Source organism: Acinetobacter sp. YH12137, from assembly GCF_013418535.1.
In the GTDB taxonomy this organism is placed as follows: domain Bacteria; phylum Pseudomonadota; class Gammaproteobacteria; order Pseudomonadales; family Moraxellaceae; genus Acinetobacter.
Window position 1 is genome coordinate 101,248 of sequence record NZ_VPBW01000001.1, and the last position, 16,896, is coordinate 118,143.

At 44.8% G+C, this 16,896-nt stretch carries 18 protein-coding genes, 5 tRNA genes and 1 other RNA gene; 10 read left to right on the forward strand and 14 right to left on the reverse strand.

Annotated elements, in window-relative coordinates; all coding sequences use genetic code 11:
- Positions 1–2: 2 nt before the first annotated feature.
- The 8 genes from FTU72_RS00505 to FTU72_RS00540 all read right to left on the reverse strand — a co-directional run bounded on the left by FTU72_RS00505 (position 3) and on the right by FTU72_RS00540 (position 4,578).
- The gene (locus FTU72_RS00505; RefSeq protein ID WP_004784839.1) at positions 3–956 is read right to left on the reverse strand and encodes a ribose-phosphate pyrophosphokinase; all 954 of its coding nucleotides are present in this window, start codon (positions 954–956) and stop codon (positions 3–5) included.
- Positions 957–992: 36 nt separating this feature from the next.
- Positions 993–1,067 (reverse strand) — tRNA-Gln (locus FTU72_RS00510).
- Positions 1,068–1,158: 91 nt separating this feature from the next.
- A tRNA-Gln gene (locus tag FTU72_RS00515) sits at positions 1,159–1,233 on the reverse strand.
- 20 nt (positions 1,234–1,253) lie between these two features.
- A tRNA-Gln gene (locus FTU72_RS00520) sits at positions 1,254–1,328 on the reverse strand.
- Positions 1,329–1,354: 26 nt separating this feature from the next.
- Positions 1,355–1,429, reverse strand: a tRNA-Gln gene (locus tag FTU72_RS00525).
- Positions 1,428–2,258, reverse strand: a complete 831-nt coding sequence (ispE, locus tag FTU72_RS00530; RefSeq protein ID WP_180052302.1) for a 4-(cytidine 5'-diphospho)-2-C-methyl-D-erythritol kinase — start codon at positions 2,256–2,258, stop codon at positions 1,428–1,430. The genes FTU72_RS00525 and ispE overlap by 2 nt, the downstream gene beginning before the upstream one ends.
- Positions 2,259–2,279: 21 nt before the next feature.
- Entirely contained in the window at positions 2,280–2,858 is a 579-nt protein-coding gene (gene lolB / locus FTU72_RS00535) for a lipoprotein insertase outer membrane protein LolB (RefSeq protein ID WP_166137845.1), read from the reverse strand.
- Positions 2,859–2,874: 16 nt separating this feature from the next.
- Complete coding sequence (locus tag FTU72_RS00540) at positions 2,875–4,578, reverse strand: tetratricopeptide repeat protein (RefSeq protein ID WP_166137843.1); 1,704 nt, start codon at positions 4,576–4,578, stop codon at positions 2,875–2,877.
- 78 nt (positions 4,579–4,656) lie between these two features.
- On the opposite strand from FTU72_RS00540, the gene hemA reads away from it, so the two are divergent.
- Positions 4,657–5,940 (forward strand): glutamyl-tRNA reductase, encoded by a 1,284-nt coding sequence (gene hemA / locus FTU72_RS00545; protein ID WP_180010594.1) that lies wholly within the window; start codon positions 4,657–4,659, stop codon positions 5,938–5,940.
- A 70-nt stretch (positions 5,941–6,010) separates the two neighbouring features.
- Here the strand turns inward: hemA and FTU72_RS00550 are convergent, their stop codons facing one another.
- On the reverse strand, positions 6,011–7,915 hold the full coding sequence (locus tag FTU72_RS00550; protein WP_180010596.1) for a DNA primase: 1,905 nt from the start codon (positions 7,913–7,915) through the stop codon (positions 6,011–6,013).
- A gap of 196 nt (positions 7,916–8,111) precedes the next feature.
- Positions 8,112–9,104, reverse strand: coding sequence for an outer membrane protein assembly factor BamD (locus tag FTU72_RS00555; protein WP_166137837.1), 993 nt, complete (start codon positions 9,102–9,104; stop codon positions 8,112–8,114).
- Positions 9,105–9,175: 71 nt separating this feature from the next.
- Between FTU72_RS00555 and rluD the strand changes: the two genes are divergently transcribed.
- Genes rluD through FTU72_RS00570 form a run of 3 tightly spaced genes read left to right on the forward strand, consistent with a single transcriptional unit; the run spans position 9,176 to position 11,611 of the window.
- Complete coding sequence (rluD, locus tag FTU72_RS00560; RefSeq protein ID WP_004784827.1) at positions 9,176–10,228, forward strand: 23S rRNA pseudouridine(1911/1915/1917) synthase RluD; 1,053 nt, start codon at positions 9,176–9,178, stop codon at positions 10,226–10,228.
- A 41-nt stretch (positions 10,229–10,269) separates the two neighbouring features.
- Positions 10,270–11,010, forward strand: a complete 741-nt coding sequence (gene pgeF / locus FTU72_RS00565) for a peptidoglycan editing factor PgeF (protein ID WP_180052301.1) — start codon at positions 10,270–10,272, stop codon at positions 11,008–11,010.
- 40 nt (positions 11,011–11,050) lie between these two features.
- Positions 11,051–11,611, forward strand: coding sequence for a flavodoxin family protein (locus FTU72_RS00570; protein ID WP_180052300.1), 561 nt, complete (start codon positions 11,051–11,053; stop codon positions 11,609–11,611).
- 52 nt (positions 11,612–11,663) lie between these two features.
- On the opposite strand, the gene smpB is transcribed toward FTU72_RS00570, so the two are convergent.
- On the reverse strand, positions 11,664–12,143 hold the full coding sequence (gene smpB / locus FTU72_RS00575; RefSeq protein WP_180052299.1) for an SsrA-binding protein SmpB: 480 nt from the start codon (positions 12,141–12,143) through the stop codon (positions 11,664–11,666).
- A 138-nt stretch (positions 12,144–12,281) separates the two neighbouring features.
- On the opposite strand from smpB, the gene coaD reads away from it, so the two are divergent.
- The 5 genes from coaD to FTU72_RS00600 all read left to right on the forward strand — a co-directional run bounded on the left by coaD (position 12,282) and on the right by FTU72_RS00600 (position 14,436).
- Positions 12,282–12,773 carry a pantetheine-phosphate adenylyltransferase gene (gene coaD, locus FTU72_RS00580; RefSeq protein WP_099338491.1) on the forward strand — a complete coding sequence of 164 codons (492 nt, stop codon included), beginning with the start codon at positions 12,282–12,284 and terminating at the stop codon, positions 12,771–12,773.
- Between the two features lies 1 nt (position 12,774).
- Positions 12,775–13,038: a YfhL family 4Fe-4S dicluster ferredoxin gene (locus FTU72_RS00585; RefSeq protein WP_180052298.1), complete on the forward strand. Its 264-nt coding sequence runs from the start codon at positions 12,775–12,777 to the stop codon at positions 13,036–13,038.
- 26 nt (positions 13,039–13,064) lie between these two features.
- Positions 13,065–13,442: RNase P RNA component class A (rnpB, locus tag FTU72_RS00590), an RNA gene on the forward strand.
- Positions 13,443–13,514: 72 nt separating this feature from the next.
- Positions 13,515–13,591, forward strand: a tRNA-Met gene (locus tag FTU72_RS00595).
- A gap of 53 nt (positions 13,592–13,644) precedes the next feature.
- The gene (locus FTU72_RS00600) at positions 13,645–14,436 is read left to right on the forward strand and encodes a hypothetical protein (RefSeq protein WP_252720837.1); all 792 of its coding nucleotides are present in this window, start codon (positions 13,645–13,647) and stop codon (positions 14,434–14,436) included.
- Here FTU72_RS00600 and FTU72_RS00605 read toward each other — a convergent pair.
- Positions 14,420–15,046 carry a CatB-related O-acetyltransferase gene (locus FTU72_RS00605; RefSeq protein WP_180052297.1) on the reverse strand — a complete coding sequence of 209 codons (627 nt, stop codon included), beginning with the start codon at positions 15,044–15,046 and terminating at the stop codon, positions 14,420–14,422. The genes FTU72_RS00600 and FTU72_RS00605 overlap by 17 nt on opposite strands.
- Before the next feature lie 98 nt (positions 15,047–15,144).
- The gene (locus FTU72_RS00610; protein ID WP_159123471.1) at positions 15,145–15,549 is read right to left on the reverse strand and encodes a RidA family protein; all 405 of its coding nucleotides are present in this window, start codon (positions 15,547–15,549) and stop codon (positions 15,145–15,147) included.
- A 139-nt stretch (positions 15,550–15,688) separates the two neighbouring features.
- Between FTU72_RS00610 and FTU72_RS00615 the strand changes: the two genes are divergently transcribed.
- Positions 15,689–16,270 carry a TetR/AcrR family transcriptional regulator gene (locus FTU72_RS00615; protein ID WP_159123472.1) on the forward strand — a complete coding sequence of 194 codons (582 nt, stop codon included), beginning with the start codon at positions 15,689–15,691 and terminating at the stop codon, positions 16,268–16,270.
- A gap of 76 nt (positions 16,271–16,346) precedes the next feature.
- On the opposite strand, the gene greA is transcribed toward FTU72_RS00615, so the two are convergent.
- Entirely contained in the window at positions 16,347–16,823 is a 477-nt protein-coding gene (gene greA / locus FTU72_RS00620) for a transcription elongation factor GreA (protein ID WP_005236827.1), read from the reverse strand.
- Between the last annotated feature and the right edge of the window lie 73 nt (positions 16,824–16,896).

Genomic DNA, 16,896 nt, shown 5'->3' on the forward strand with positions numbered 1-16,896 from the left:
TATTATAGATAAGAATCGAACATTGCGCTAATAGATTCTTCGTTGTTGATACGACGAATTGTTTCAGCAACCATGCTTGCAACTGAAACCTGGCGAATCTTGCCAAGAGCTAAAGCTTCTTCTGAAAGAGGGATGGTGTCAGTAACTACCAACTCATCGATCACAGAATTTTTCAGATTTTCAAGTGCTTTACCAGATAATACTGGGTGAGTCGCGTAAGCAACTACTTTGCGGGCACCGAAAGTTTTCAACGCATCAGCAGCTTTACAAAGCGTACCAGCAGTATCCACCATGTCATCAACGATCACACAGTCACGATCTTTCACATCACCAATCAAATGCATCACTTGTGATTCATTCGCTTTTTGACGACGTTTATCGATGATCGCCAGGTCGATATCACCCATCTGTTTCGCAACAGCACGAGCACGAACTACACCACCTACGTCAGGAGAAACAACCATCAGGTTATGATGCTGTTGTTGGCGTAAATCAGCAAGCAGGGCTGGCGTACCGTAGATGTTGTCTACAGGAATATCGAAGAAACCTTGGATCTGGTCAGCGTGAAGGTCAATCATCACCACACGGTCAATACCTACAGTGGTCAGCATATCTGCAACAACTTTTGCAGTAATCGGCACACGGCTTGAACGGGGACGACGGTCTTGACGGGCATAACCGAAGTAAGGAATCACGGCAGTAATACGACCAGCACTTGCACGGCGTAACGCGTCAGCCATAACCAGGATTTCCATCAGGTTATCGTTGGTCGGTGCACAAGTAGGTTGTACGATGAATACGTCTTTACCACGAACATTTTCAGTGATCTCAACAGCGATTTCGCCATCAGAGAACTGGCCTACAGAGGCAGCGCCTAGAGGAATATGTAAGTGACTTACGACTTTTTGAGCGAATTGTGGATGCGCGGTTCCACTAAAAACGACAAGATTGGGCATGAAGCACCCTTGGCGGTTGGTATGTATGGAAGTAGATGGCAGGGGTAGCTGGATTCGAACCAACGAATGCCGGGATCAAAACCCGGTGCCTTACCACTTGGCGATACCCCTAATGCGGCAGAACTTTAATATTTTTGCAGTATTGTGTCAAGGTAAATTAACAGTCTTACAGCAAATGATGTTCTGTCTTTTTTCGAGAAAATGGCAGGGGCGGCTGGATTCGAACCAACGGATGCCGAGATCAAAACCCGGTGCCTTACCACTTGGCGACGCCCCTAGATTTGATGAACTGTAAGATGGCAGGGGTAGCTGGATTCGAACCAACGGATGCCGGGATCAAAACCCGGTGCCTTACCACTTGGCGATACCCCTAATACAGTACATCTACAGGTGAATAATGGCAGGGGTAGCTGGATTCGAACCAACGGATGCCGAGATCAAAACCCGGTGCCTTACCACTTGGCGATACCCCTATTGAACCTTGAAATGACGTAATGGCGATTCTTGCAGACTGTTCACCAAGTAAGATTTACATGGTGCATTCTCAAGAATGTCGGTCACATTCATATCATCAGTCACTTCGATAAAAACACAAGCACCTGTACCTGTAAGCTTTGCAACACCGAATTGATCGAGATATTGCATCGCCTCATCGACTTCTGGATATAGGCTTCGTGCCACTGGCTCAAAGTTATTTCCGAAATCAGATGGCTTTATCTGATAGGCGCAAAATTTAGAGGGCTTCGTGTCTCTTGTCAACGTTTTTTGTGAAAAAAGCTGTTGAGTGCTGATAAAACAGTCAGGTTTTAACACAATGAACTGTTTTTGATCTAAGTCTATGAATGTTAAGTGTTCACCAATACCTTCAGCCCAGGCATTGCGACCATGAACAAAAATAGGCACATCCGCGCCCAGCTTGACGCCGAGCTCTGCCAGTTGCTCAGAATTTAAGCCACAATGCCATAACTGATTCAGCACAATCAAGGTCGTTGCTGCATTGGATGAGCCACCACCAAGACCTGCACCCATGGGAATATTCTTCTCTAGTCGAATGATCAGACCAGAAGGCGTTTTGGCATAAGGCTGCAAAATCTGCGCTGCACGATAGATGAGATTCTGTTCCAAATCGACTGAGGCTAGACCTTCAATCTGAATCTGCTGATCATCTGTTTGCTCAAACTCTAGCCAGTCACACAAATCTATCAACTGAAAGATACTTTGCAGCTCGTGATAACCATCCGGACGGCGACCGGTGATATGGAGAAACAAATTCAGTTTTGCAGGTGAGGGAACACGAATCATCATAGGCTTGCATCAGACCAGTTAACGGTTTTGAATCACCATTGTAATACGGTTTTCACCCCCATTCTCAAGCGACTGCTTTAAAATCAAGCGGTTTGGAACAGTTGCCTGCTGGTTATAACTCAGATCTACCATCCAGCCTTGTTCAATAATCTGGCTGATACGCTGTGAGCTGTCTTTCTGGATCTGGGCAGATTGAGTCGCGGGACGTGCCTGTACCCAATCAACTAAATGACTAATCGGGGCTTGCCAGCCGGTTGCACGTTGCAATAGTTCTTCTGCCGTTGCTGCCTTGATCAGGCCGGTTTTGGCACTATTCAAAGTCACTTGGCCAGGAGTACCTGAAATCTGGGTTTTTCCGGCACCTAAGATACCAGTCAGTTCAATATCAAATTCTTCTTGCTGCTGAACCCAGGTAAAAAAGGCACTGCCGCTTTGCTGAGGTGTACGTACCCCGATTTTACCTTGCAGCTGGAACTGGTTTTCAGCCTGTACCGATGGCGTGACAGGCGCTTTTTGCTGCACCATCTGCTGACAACCACTCATGAACAGGGCAGTAGAAGCAATGAAACAGCAGCCTAAAGTACTTATGTTGCGCATAAAAGAATGGACTCGTTCAGGATTGTGGTGCTAACAATAGCGAATTAAGTTGGTTTAATTCTGGGTCATTTGGATGGTTTTGTTGTAATTGTTGTAACACTTGATGGAATTGTTGTAGATCGCCTTTCATATAAAGCGAACGTGCATAACGGACGCCAATTTTTGCACTTGGATTCAGTTCATAGGCTTTAAGCAAGACTTGGGCAGCCGTGGTAAAGTCATTTTGCAAGTAACAGATATAGCCATAGGTATCCAGAATAGAAGCCTGTTCTGGTGCGTATTCCAGTGCCTGTTCAGCATAGCGCCGTGCTTCATCCAGACGGCGATTTTGACGGGCCAGCGTATAGGCATAAGCATTCAGATAGGTTGGACTATTCGGCTCGATTTTAAGCAGGGTTTTTAACAGCTGATCCAGTTGATCACGATCTTCATGTGGATCTAGCAATAAAACTTGAGCATAGACCAGTTCCGGATCATCCGGCAGGTTTTTGCTGGCTTCTTCCAGAATTCGGATCGCTGCGTTCTTATTGTTCATGCGTTTCAGAATATCCGCTTGAGCCAGATACAGGAAACTGGCATGTTGCGGATAATTGACCCGTTCCTGAGTCAGAAAGCGCAGTGCATCATGCAGTTTATCCTGCTCGGCAAAGATAGCAATGATATTGCGTCGTGAGACCGTATACAGGCTGCCATCCACCAGGCGGTAATACGCCTTGGCGGTTTCATAATGCTGTTTGCGTTCTGCATTGACTGCCAGATAGTAATAGGCTTCATTCTGGTACTGAGCCGAATAACGGAGCTCAACCAGGTATTTTTCGGCCCGTTCATATTGCTGCAGGTCAATACTGGTCAGACCGGCAATAAACAGTGCTTCTTCGTGTTGTGGTGATTTTTTCAGGATCGTTTCTAGTTTCTGTAAGGCCTTTTCAGCTTCATTTAGCTTGATCAGGTATTTAACCTCAGCCAGACGTATATCCATGTTATTGCGATGTTTGCGACTGGCTTTCTCGTACCATTTCAGCGTTTCCGCATCATCACCCAATGCCGCCAACAGATTGGCTTTCATCAGGATATAGCCAGTCGACTTTGGACGTTTTTTTAAGGCGCGGTTGATGGTATTGAGAGCCTGTTCTAGCTGACCTTTTTGTGCTTCCAGACCGGCGACCAGCACCAGAATCGAAGGATTGTCTTTGGCTTTGCTGGTACTTAGAGCCTGAATTAAATATTCACGGTCATCCGGCTCATCCGGGGCAATCCCGGCCAGAATTTCTTCCAGATCGGCGTTATCATCAATTTTCAGGATCTTTTCCAGCGTTTCTGCCGCCAGTTCATACTCATGGGCTTTTAAGGCAATATGCGCCAGATAGAATAACGCCGGAACATCTTGCGGTTCCTGAACCACCCAATGGGTAGAAATATCCAGCGCTGCATTCAGGTCTTCATGTTCGAGGGCGATATTGAGTGCGCGCTGTTTAACCGCGGTGGAATTGCTTTTAATGGCCAGCACAGTATAGTTGTGTAAAGCGTTTGGAATATCGCGATAGGCGAGTGCGAACTCGGCTATCATACTTTGTTTTATCGCATCATAATTTTGATTTGCATGGTAAACTGCTTCTGCTGCATAAAGATGAGCAGTTGAAGCCATGCTAACCACCAGCAAGAATGTGGTAGAATATTGCTTAATGGTAGGGCCGTTTATACGGCTAGTTGTTAGACGCAATTTTTCTTTATCCAAGTAATGCTTTTTATGACACCGATGTTGCACAATAGCATAAATTTAGTGAAATGATGACCTGATATGTCTTTCTTTGCATTGGGTGTCAACCATCAAACTGCCTCTGTAGAGCTGCGCGAAAAGATTGCTTTTAACCCTGAAAAGTTAAGCATTTTACTTGCCGAGCAAAGCCAGCACCCTGTACTGAATGATATGGTGGTGGTGTCTACATGTAACCGGACCGAAGTTTACGCGATGTCGGACAATGTCGACATGGTGCTAAACTGGCTCGCCCAGACCAATGGTATTGATCCCAAGCAATTACAGAATCATGTTTATTGCTATGAGAATGCGCAAGCCGTCACTCATCTGATGCGTGTCGCCAGTGGTCTCGACTCCCTGATGCTTGGTGAACCGCAGATTCTGGGACAGGTCAAAACCGCACTCTCTCTTGCCAAAGAATCTAAAACCGTTTCGCAAAACCTGAATCGTATCTTTGAATATGCCTTTTATGCGGCCAAGCGTGTGCGCTCGGAAACAGCAGTCGGCAGTCATGCAGTATCGATGGGCTATGCAGTTGCACAATTAGCATTGCAAGTATTTAGCCGGCCTGAGCAGTTAACTGTAATGGTCGTGGCAGCCGGGGAAATGAACAGTCTGGTGGCCAAACATCTGGCAGAAATGGGCGTCAGAAAAATCATTATCTGTAACCGGACTCGTGCTCGTGCAGAGAATCTGGCGCAGGAAATTGCCCACCGTGCAGAAGTCGAGATTATTGATTTTGATCAGTTGGCAGCAAACTTGCATCGTGCAGATGTGATTTCCAGTTGTACCGGTAGTTTGCATCAAGTCATTCACTATCCGGATGTCAAAGCTGCTTTAAAGAAGCGCCGTTACCAGCAAATGCTGTTGGTCGATCTGGCTGTACCGCGTGATATTGATCCAAAAGTTGAAAAGCTGGATGGAGTTTATCTCTATGGCGTGGACGATCTGCAAAGCGTGATTGATGAAAACCTGGCGCAGCGTCGTCAGGCAGCGGTCGAAGCGGAAGTGATGGTCAATCAACTGGCGACTGAGTTGATCACCCAGCAGAAGGTGAGTGAGGCGGGTAGTACGATTCATGCTTACCGGGATTATGGGGAAAGCTTACGTCAGGAAGAACTGGCAACTGCTATGCAACGTATTGCCAAAGGTGAAAGTGCTGAAACAGTATTGGCCGAATTTTCGCATCGTTTGACCCAAAAACTTCTGCATCCGACCTCAATCATGCTGCGTGAAGCTGCCAAAGCTGAAGATCCAAGCTATTTTGAAATGCTACAGAACAGTTTGCAGGACGTGGTTCAGCATCGCCGTAAGGTTAAACATTAAAATGATGTTGGAATAACTTTCCGATATTTAAAAGGCGTTTAAAATAAACGCCTTTTTTATTTCTTGGTTTTTAATCTTCGAGTAAGGTCATGGAACGTTTTTTATCAATTTCATAAATCCGCATCTTGAGATTTTTCATCTCCGCGATGCTACTAAACTTTTTCGATTTTAATTTGTGTTGTAAGCATTGATATTGCAGCTTGATTGAGAAGTCTGCCGCCAGTTTGTCTGCCTGCTCAGGAGAAGAGGTGTAATCGCTGACATTGGCATGTTGCAGGATATGCTGTAACTCATGATGATGTGCAGCACAGGCACCGAGTACATAATAGGTCGACAATTCCGGATCATCCGGCAATTCATCAAAAATCACATTAAATATATTCAGAATCTTGAATAGCAATTGATCTTCACTGACCAGTGCACGTAGTGGTTCAAAATGAATATACAGATAAGGATGATTCAACAGAATCGCAATGACATATTCTTCGGCATCAATTTTGGTGCTAAAGCTTAGAGAGGCGTCATTATTGACTTTGGGTTGCCATTTGCGGCTAAAACCGAGTTTTTCCCGAAAGAACTGCTGTAGTAGATAACGGAATGAGCCAGCTTTTGGCAATAATTCGGTTAGCTGACGTAGCTCTCCCATCACCTGACTTTTACCTTCAGGCGTTGCAATGTCGTGATTCTGGGTGAGATGGGCAAAGACAAAGTCAGAGAGCAGCGGTGCCTGATCCAGCAGACGGCGGAAATTTTCAATGCCTTCACGACGAATCAGGGAGTCTGGGTCATGGTCATTCGGCAGGACAAAGAATTTTAACTCACGCCCATCGTTCAGTAAGGGTAGAGCAATTTCCAGAGTACGGCGTGCCGCTTTTTGTCCAGCCGCATCACCATCAAAGGCAATGGTAATCCGGTTATTCTGCTTGAACAGAATATTTAGGTGATCAGTATTACTTGCTGTTCCCAAAGTAGCCACTGCACCATGAATGCCATATTGCTGCAAGGCAATGACATCCATATAGCCTTCCACCATCAGCCAGTCTTGAGCTTTCTGCTTGCGACCTTCATACAGGCCATACAATAACTGGTTTTTATGGAAAACTTCTGAATCTGGTGAGTTGATGTATTTCGGTTTAATTTCGTCATTTAGTGCACGACCACCAAAACCGACCACACGGCCTTTACTATCCCGAATCGGAAAAATAACCCGATCACGGAGCAGGTCAAAATCCCGACCACTGTCGCTGGTACGAATCAGACCTAAAAGTTTGAGACCTTCAATATCCTGTGGAAAGGCTTTTTCCAGATGTTGCCAGTCTTCCGGTGCATAACCGAGTCGCCAGTAGGCAATCGTTTCTGAGGTCAGACCACGCTGTTTAAAATATTGCTGGGCACTTGGGCTGTTGGGTAGTTGACGCTCATAAAACTGCGCGATATTTTCCAGCAGGTCGTATAAGTTGCCATCTGCTTGTGCTTCTGCTGCAGGCATTTGCTCAAAAGCAGCAAAAGGGTCATCCGTATAAAATTCAGCTTCAGGTGCCTGAATTTCAGCAAATGGATCAAAATAAGCAGGTTGTTCAGGCGTCGGATTTGTAGATGTATCCGCAGTTTTTACTGGTGGCGTAGCAACCGGTTTTGGTTTGGCTTCGCGTTTGTATTTTAAGCGGTTGGAATCTTTATTGTCTTTAGGCAGTTCAATTCCGGTCTGGCTGGACAGGTCTTTCATCACTTCAATGAAATTGCGGCTGCCAATATCCATTAAAAAACGAATGGCATTGCCGTTGGCCTGACAGCCAAAGCAGTGGAAATACTGCTTGTCACGGTAGACGTGAAAAGAAGGTGATTTTTCCTGATGGAAAGGACAACAGCCCGAATAGGTGCGGCCAGTTTTTTTTAGTTTCACGTATTGACCAATCACATCGACAATATCGGTGCGATCGAGAATCTGATCAATCGTATGCTGAGGAATGGCCATGGTTTGCTAAGCTTCTCGTGCTGCGTTATTTAGGTGTTAAATCATTGAAAATTAAGAGTAGGATGATTCATCCAACGCTATAAATGAATTAATTGGTATAACCTGTTTGCACAATTTGTTCAAGCATGGCTCAGAAAATGCAAAAGGGCAAGTATGATAACTTGCCCTTTGTAAAAATGCACCTGTAACAGTCGGCTTATTCAGCAGTCGGTTCAGGCAGCTCAGTTTCAGTGGTTTTAGGACGATCGAGTAAACCAAAAGTCATGCGATTGGTCAGACTGCGTTTTTCTGCTTGGTCTTCAGATGATTGGCTAGACGTATCGGTCACGGTTTTGGCTTCTTTACCGAAAATACCCAAAGTCGCACGATTGAAGAAGCTGCCTTCACTACGTGCTGCACGCAGGTTCACGGTACCGTCGGCATTCACTAGACCTGGATAGTTTAGTTTCAGTACTTCGATATATTGCTGTGCTGTGGCTTTGTCACCTAGCTTGTCATAGCCGTAAGCAACGGTTGCCAGCGCTTCTGGAATCTGTGGCGTTTGTGGATAGTGTTCAATTACCCATAAACCACGTTCAACAGCAGCCAAATATGCTTTACGCTTGATATTGAAACGGGCCGCATTCATTTCGCTTTCTGCCAGTTCCTGACCGATAAACTTCATACGTTGTGCAGCGTCTACTGCATAGGGGCTTGATGGATAGCGACGAATGAAATCGACAAAATTCTGGTAAGCTACTTTCAGGTAGCTCACATCACGGTGTGACTGTTTTAGTGAGGTATAACGCAGCAGGCCATTATAGTTCTGCTCCATATTCGCTACGCCACGGACATAGTAAGCATAGTCGACATTTGGATGTTGCGGATTCAGACGGATAAAGCGTTCTGCCAGTGCCACTGCACCTTCATAATCTTTTTGCTGGAATTTGACATACAGCAGTTCCAGTTGCGCCTGCGGTGCATACTGGCTGGTTGGATAATAGGTTTCCAGTGCTTCGAGCTGTTTTGCTGCATCAGTATATTGTTTGCGATCTAGCGCGTTCTGTGCTTTTTGGATATAAACCTGTTCGCTAGATTCTGGACCTTTGTCCACGACTTCTTTTTTTGGATTACTGCTACAGCCTACCATTGCCGATGCAATGCCTAACGTCACAGCAAGCATTGTCATTTTATAATGTGGTAGCGACATAAAAATTCCTCTGTTAATACGGGCAATGAGCTACAATTGCACTATTAAACCACTTTTGTCTGAATGAGCAAATGAGTCAAGCACAATCTTCCAATTCTAATATCCCTGATACTGATTTCAATTTACTTGAAGATTCTGAGGATGCAGATAACCATACTTCAGACGCAACTGCAACACGTTTATCGTTGCAATTTCAATTGGATGAAAGTTATATCGGGCAACGTATCGACCAGATTGCGGCCATGGTCTGGAGCGATTTTTCTCGAGAAAAGCTCAAACAATGGATCAAAGACGGCAATTTATTAGTGAATGGTCAACCAGTTAAGCCGAAATTTAAAAGTGACGGTTTTGAAACACTGACTTTAAACGTTGAACTGGAGGCACAAACTCGTAGCCTACCTGAAGATATTCCACTGGATATCGTCTATGAAGATGATGACATTATTGTCATTAACAAACCAGTGGGCATGGTGGTGCATCCGGGTGCAGGCAATATGACCGGTACGCTGGTTAATGCCTTGCTGCATCATTATCCGAAATCTTCTGAACTGGCGCGTGCAGGTTTAGTGCACCGGATCGATAAAGATACTAGTGGTCTATTGGTTGTCGCTAAAAATCTGGAAGCGCAGTTTGCGCTTAGCAAGCAGCTTGAGAAAAAGACCGTCTACCGTGTGTATGACCTGATCGTATATGGCAACATCATTGCCGGCGGTACCATTGATGAACCGATTAAACGTCATCCAGTGGATCGTGTGAAAATGGCAGTCCTGCCAGGCGGTAAGGAAGCGGTGACGCACTACAATGTGAAAGAACGCTTCCAGCATTTCACCCGTATTCAGGCACGTCTGGAAACCGGTCGTACGCACCAGATTCGTGTGCACTTTAGCTACCTGGGCTATGGTCTGGTGGGTGATCAGGTCTATATGCCACGTGTGCGTATGCCAGCCGGTGCTTCGCAATTGCTGGATGACACCTTGCGTGGTTTTAAACGTCAGGCACTGCATGCAGCGACTCTAGGCCTGAAACATCCACGTACCAAAGAAGAAATGACCTTTAATGCGCCGTGGCCAGAAGACTTCGCCAATCTGGTTGAAGTGCTGCGTAGCGAAAACAAGGCCTATTAATTTTTCATTCTATTAGCAGTCATTAAAAAAAGGGAAGCGACATGCAATTTGTACAAGGTTTGCCTCAAGGCGTTTATGTGGGTCAGACCCGTGTTCATCATGAACAGGTACAGCCTTCAGCCCAGCCAGAACTGGCGGGCTTTAATCTGGCATTGCATGTCAATGACAATCCGGCGCGTGTGCAAAAACACCGCATCCAGTTGCTAAAAGACTTCCAGCCTTTTGGCGTGGATAAAATCACCTGGATGACCCAAACCCATAGCACGATTTGTCATACCATCAATGAGCAGATGCCATTTGAGGCGCTGATCGGTGATGGTCTGGTTACGCAGCGCAAAGCGCACGCCTTGATGATGATGACCGCAGACTGTTTACCTGTGATACTGGGAAATACAGATGGCACAGAAGTTGCCAATTTACATGCAGGCTGGCGCGGGCTGGCAGGTGGGATTGTGGAAAATACAGTTACTGCCATGCAGACTCAGCCGACCTGGGCATGGCTCGGTGCAGCGATTAGTCAGCCGTGTTTTGAAATTGGCGCAGAAGTAAAAGCAGCTTTCTGTTCCAAATATCCTGAACTGGACAGTGCATTTCAGGCAGGAGAGCAGGCAGGCAAGCACTATGCCGATCTGTATGCAATTGCCCGTTATATCCTGAATCAACATGGTATCAAAACCGTGCTGGGGGGTGATCAGTGCTCTTACCGTCAGGCAGATGAATACTTCTCTTATCGCCGTGAAGCCAAGACCGGACGCATGGCAACATTCGTGTTTATGGCTTGAAAATGTTAAACTTGACTGAAATTCTTGGTTTTTAAGTATTATGTCCCTATCTTCCCAATCTGTTGCGATTGTTTATCACAGTCCTTATGGACACACGGCTAAAGTGGCAAATTTTATTGCCGATGGTGCACGGGAAACCGGTGTTCAGGTGCATATGATGAATGTCGAACATATAGACTGGGAGGTGCTAGACGCCGCAGATGCGATTATTTTTGGCTGTCCAACTTATATGGGTAGTCTGACTTCGGCGATGAAGCTGTTTATGGAACAGTCTTCGAAACGCTGGCTGGCGCGTGCATGGCAGGGCAAGCTGGCAGCAGCTTTTACCAATGGCGGCGGTCTCAGCGGCGACAAGCTGGCGGTATTGCAGCAGATTAATCTGTTTGCGATGCAACATGGCATGTTGTGGTCAGGTCTACCGTTAATGCCGACAGGTCGTGCCACTACCGATCTGAATCGTATGTCGAGCTTTCTGGGTCTCATGACCCAATCTGATAATGCGCCTGTTGAAGTGACACCACCGGAAGGGGATTTACAAACCGCGATCTGGTTTGGTGAATATATTGCCTTGACACTGGCCCGTCTGAATCTGAAAGCCTAATTCGATCCATAAAAAAAACCTCCATCAATTGGAGGTTTTTTTATTGCTGGCATTATTTATGGAAAATACGCGCTTTATCGCGTTGCCAGTCGCGGTCTTTTTCAGTGGCACGCTTGTCATGCAGCTGTTTGCCTTTCACCAAGGCAATTTCCAGCTTGGCATTTGGACCTTTCCAGTAACACGCCAATGGTACGCATGAATAGCCCTTCTGGTTAATTGCTCCCAGAAGTTTTTCAATTTCACGGCGATTCAGCAATAGTTTACGGGTACGCGTCGCTTCAGGCACAACATGGGTAGAAGCGCTCAAGAGTGGCTGAATCTGGGCACCAAACAGGAAAGCCTCGCCATTTTTAAAGGTGATATAGCTTTCTACAATGGTCATACGACCCGCACGCAAGGATTTTACTTCCCAGCCTTGTAATGAAAGTCCAGCTTCAAATTTTTCTTCAATAAAATAATCGTGACGGGCACGTTTGTTTAGCGCAATCGTTCCGCCGTTATTTTTTTTAACTACAATACTTGCTTTCGCCATAATCTGATACTTCCAAACTTGCTGCTATTGTACCGCAACTTTAATTGAGTTGAAGTTTTTAAATTGATGGAGTTTCTTCGCCAAAAAATCAAGATTTTGTTAAAATAGAAACTTACACAATAAACAGAGTACAAATGGATGACTAAAACTCGTGTAATTTATCCGGGGACCTTTGATCCGATCACCAATGGTCATATTGACCTGGTGAGTCGTGCAGCAAAGATGTTTGATGAAGTTGTGGTTGCAATTGCGATCGGTCATCACAAGAACCCGGTATTTAGTCTGGAAGAACGAGTTGAGCTGGCCCAAGCGTCATTGAGCCATTTGAACAATGTTGAATTTGTAGGATTTGACGGTCTGCTGGTGAACTTCTTCCGCGAGCAGAAAGCCACTGCAGTCCTGCGTGGTCTGCGTGCCGTGTCAGATTTTGAGTATGAATTTCAGTTGGCGAATATGAACCGCCAGCTGGATTCACAATTTGAAGCGGTGTTTTTAACGCCTTCAGAACAGTATTCCTTTATTTCATCCACATTGGTGCGTGAAATTGCCCGCTTACGAGGGGATGTGACCAAGTTTGTTCCGCCAAACGTGGTTGCTGCCTTCGAGCGTAAACTTCAACAAGGTTGGTAGAGTGTCTTTATATATCACCGATGAATGCATCAACTGTGATGTCTGTGAACCTGTATGCCCGAATGAGGCGATTTTCATGGGTGAAGTTATCTATGAAATTAACCCGAATCTGTGTACAGAATGTGTGGGACATCATGACAAACCGCAGTGCCAGTTGTTCTGTCCTGTGGACTGTATCCCGCTTGATCCGAATCATGCCGAGACCCAGGAACAGCTGCAAGCCAAGTATGAAAAACTGACTGCTCAAAAAACATCAAGCAAATAGTTCGTATATTTGATACTATGCGGCTCGAAGTGAGCCAGACGATCGCTGCTGTGGAGATCTCCGTGATTGAAGCAGGGGAGGAAAGTCCGGGCTTCATAGGGCAAGGTGCCAGGTAACGCCTGGGCGGCGTGAGCCGACGGAAAGTGCAGCAGAGAGTAGACCGCCTTCATTATGGTTCTGAGCAATCGGAATCGGAGGTAAGGGTGAAAGGGTGCGGTAAGAGCGCACCGCATGACTGGTAACAGTTCATGGCATGGTAAACCCCACCGGAAGCAAGACCAAATAGGGATCCTTTAGGCATGGCCCATGCTGGATCCGGGTAGGTCGCTTGAGCGTATGAGTGATTGTACGCCTAGAGGAATGATCGTTCTCGACAGAACCCGGCTTATCGGCTCACTTCACCAAATTTTGATCAATCAGCGCAATATGGGCTTGACGTTTTTTTTAGAAAAACTCATAATGCGCGCACAGTTTAAGGCTATGTAGCTCAGTTGGTTAGAGCACCGCACTCATAATGCGGGGGTCACAAGTTCAAGTCTCGTCATAGCCACCATATTCTGAAAAAACCCACTCCGATTGAGTGGGTTTTTTTATGTCTGATATTTGATGATGATGTTGGTGGAAAATCTAAAAAGCCTTACAATAGTTAAAATAAAACAAATAACAAGAATATGTATGATGATTAAAAATTTAATGCTATCAACTCTGATTTTCTTTATTGCTTTACCTGTTTTTGCTGCAGATTCAATTAAGTCACTTCCTTTTAAAGAAAAAAGTATTTCCAAAGCAGAAATACGATCAATTTGTCAGAAAATAAAACTTAGTTGTGATGAGAGTGGTGCAAAACTTTGGGTAGTTAAAATTGCTGAAGCTGAAAAATATTATTTAATTAATGAAAATTTACAAATGATTCAGCTTTCAAAACATCTTGGAAAGTATCAAATCGTTGATTATTGGGATCTAACCAGGTATCAACAGGTTTATGCGCTTGAAGAGGATAAGAGTGGTATAGAATTTATATATCCTGCCTTATACCCACTCAATCGGCATAGTTATGCTATTGCCTTAATTCATGGCTGGGTTTCAAATGATGCAGGTGAACAGAATGCACAGTTTATTCAATTACTTCCAAAAGGAAAGACAAAACTGGTCTTCGAGCATTTACCTTTTTACGAATACCAGAATCGACTTTCCTGCTACAAAGATATGAAAGATAAAAAGAATAATTATTGTGATGATCAGAAGGAGACCGTACTTAAGATCAGCTATAGAGATGTAGGATTGGCTTATTATGAATGGCGTTTAAGTTATTTGAATATAAACTGGCTTAAGAATAATAAAATCGACGAATATAAACAGCGGAGTTTGGCGTTAATCCCTTTTATTCAAGCGCAGTAAAGGCATGTAGCAGTGATCTAACATCATCCGTTTGCAACTGCTCACGCATTTTTAAAAACTGCTTTTCATCCATGTCATAGAGCTTTAGAGAAAGTAGTTTCTTAATATCTTCTTCAGGGAAGCGATATTTAATAATTTTCGCAGGCACACCACCGACAATCGCATAAGGTGGCACATCTTTTGTGACGACAGCACCTGTTGCCACCACAGCACCTTCACCGAGCTTTACACCTTGCATAATCATGGCACGTGAGCCAATCCAGCAGCCATCTCCAATGACTGTATCACCTGCAGGCACAAAACTACGTGTATCGAATGGAAACGCAGAAATCCAGTCTGTTCGGTGTAACTGGTTACCACCCATCATAATCACGCATTCTGCGCCAAAACAGACGAAATTGCCGATATAAAGCTGGTCAATCGGCTTCTCTGGTGTAGCTGGCTTATCATGCAGATAACGCACCACACAACGCTCAAAACCTTGATCCCAATAGGCTGAGTAATAACTGTAATTGCCCTTAATATGAATATTTGGATTCTTCACCGTTTTCGAGATGAATTCGAACTCACACCAATGGTTCACAGGGGAATTAATCAACTTTTCAGCCATAACCGGGATACAAAAATAAGGAATACGCCATTATAGCGAATTGATCTTTAAGCTGGAGAACAATCCCATTCAACAACTGGCCTGATCAGGATTAAGTTTTATATGGCCTTAGCGGATTGAGGAATACGAGCAATGACTTTGATTTCGAAGTCAAACCCCGCTAGCCAAGTCACGCCTACAGCGGTCCAATTTGGATAGGGCTTTTGCATAAAAATCTGGTTTTTAACTTTCATAATGCTTTCAAATTGCTGTTCAGGATCGGTGTGAAAAGTCGTGACATCGACAATATCATCGAAAGTACAACCAGCCGCTGCCAATGTAGCAGCCAAGTTTTCAAAAGCACGTTCTACCTGTTTCTCAAAGTCAGGTTCAGGACTGCCATCTTCACGGCTACCAACCTGACCAGAAACAAATAATAAATCTTCTGATTTGATGGCAGCAGAATAACCATGCTGTTCATACAGGGCATGGCGATCTTGGGGAAATATTGCAGTTCTAGCCATGATAATCCTCGCTCAATATTTAATTTATACGTATTTTAGAAAGCAGTTCAAATCTTCACATACGCTTCGTATGTAAACATAATTGACATACGATGCGTATGTCAATTAAAATTTTTCACAATGCTGATGGAAACAACATATGTCTGTACGTGAACAAAAAATGGCGGAAACCCGCAAAAAACTCATAGAAGTCGCACGTCGTGCATTTGCTGAATACGGTTATGCGGACACTTCCATGGATAAGCTCACGGCAGAAGCAGGGCTAACCCGGGGTGCGCTATACCATCATTTTGGTGATAAAAAGGGCTTATTTGCTGCCGTGGTCGATCAGATTGATTCAGAAATGGCTGAATATGCCGGGCAACATCTGGAGCAGCCTGATGATCTATGGGAGGGATTGATGCTTGAAGGGCGTACCTATATCGAACATGCTTTAAATGCTGAGTTCCAACGGATTGTGCTACGTGATGGTCCGGCAGTATTAGGGGACCCCGCACATTGGCCAAGTCAAAATAAATGCCTGCAGTCGACACGTGAATGTGTAGAACAGTTACTGGCTGAAAGTAGATTAAAACCAGTCGATGCACTTACTGCGGCAGTCTTGCTAAATGGTGCAGCAATGAATGCAGCACTATGGGTCGCTTCTAGTGAGGATCCTGCACAGGTCTTACCTCAGGCTTTACAGGCATTTGAAGCCTTGGCATCTGGCTTCTTAAAATAAAGCCGATAGAAATTTCTAGTATCAATAAAAAACCCCTCATCTGAGGGGTCTTACAGCCTAAAATATCTATTTAATATTAGATATATTCAACGCTTACGATTTCGTATTCAACTTCACCTTGTGGAGTCACGATTTTCACATCGTCGCCTTCGTTTTTACCCAGCAGTCCACGCGCGATCGGAGAGTTCACAGAGATCTTGTTAATCTTAAAGTCTGCTTCGTCATCACCCACGATTTTGTAAGTTTTGCGCTCTTCAGTGTCTAGATTCTCAATAGTCACAGTGACACCAAAAACTACACGACCGTTTTGTTCCAGTTCTTTAACATCAATCACCTGGCAAGCGCCCAGTTTACCTTCGATGTCCTGAATACGGCCTTCACAGAAACCTTGCTGCTCACGTGCTGCATGATATTCTGCGTTTTCTTTTAAATCCCCATGCTCACGTGCCTCTGCAATCGCTGCAGTAATACGTGGACGATCCACAGTTTTCAGTTGGTGTAATTCTTTCTCTAAGGCAAGTTTGCCTTCGGGAGTCATAGGATAACGTTGCATAGTTGTCCCTCAGTAATAAAAATGAAAGTCTATAAATGAAAAAAAGCCCGCCACCGAGAAGGTGACGGGACTT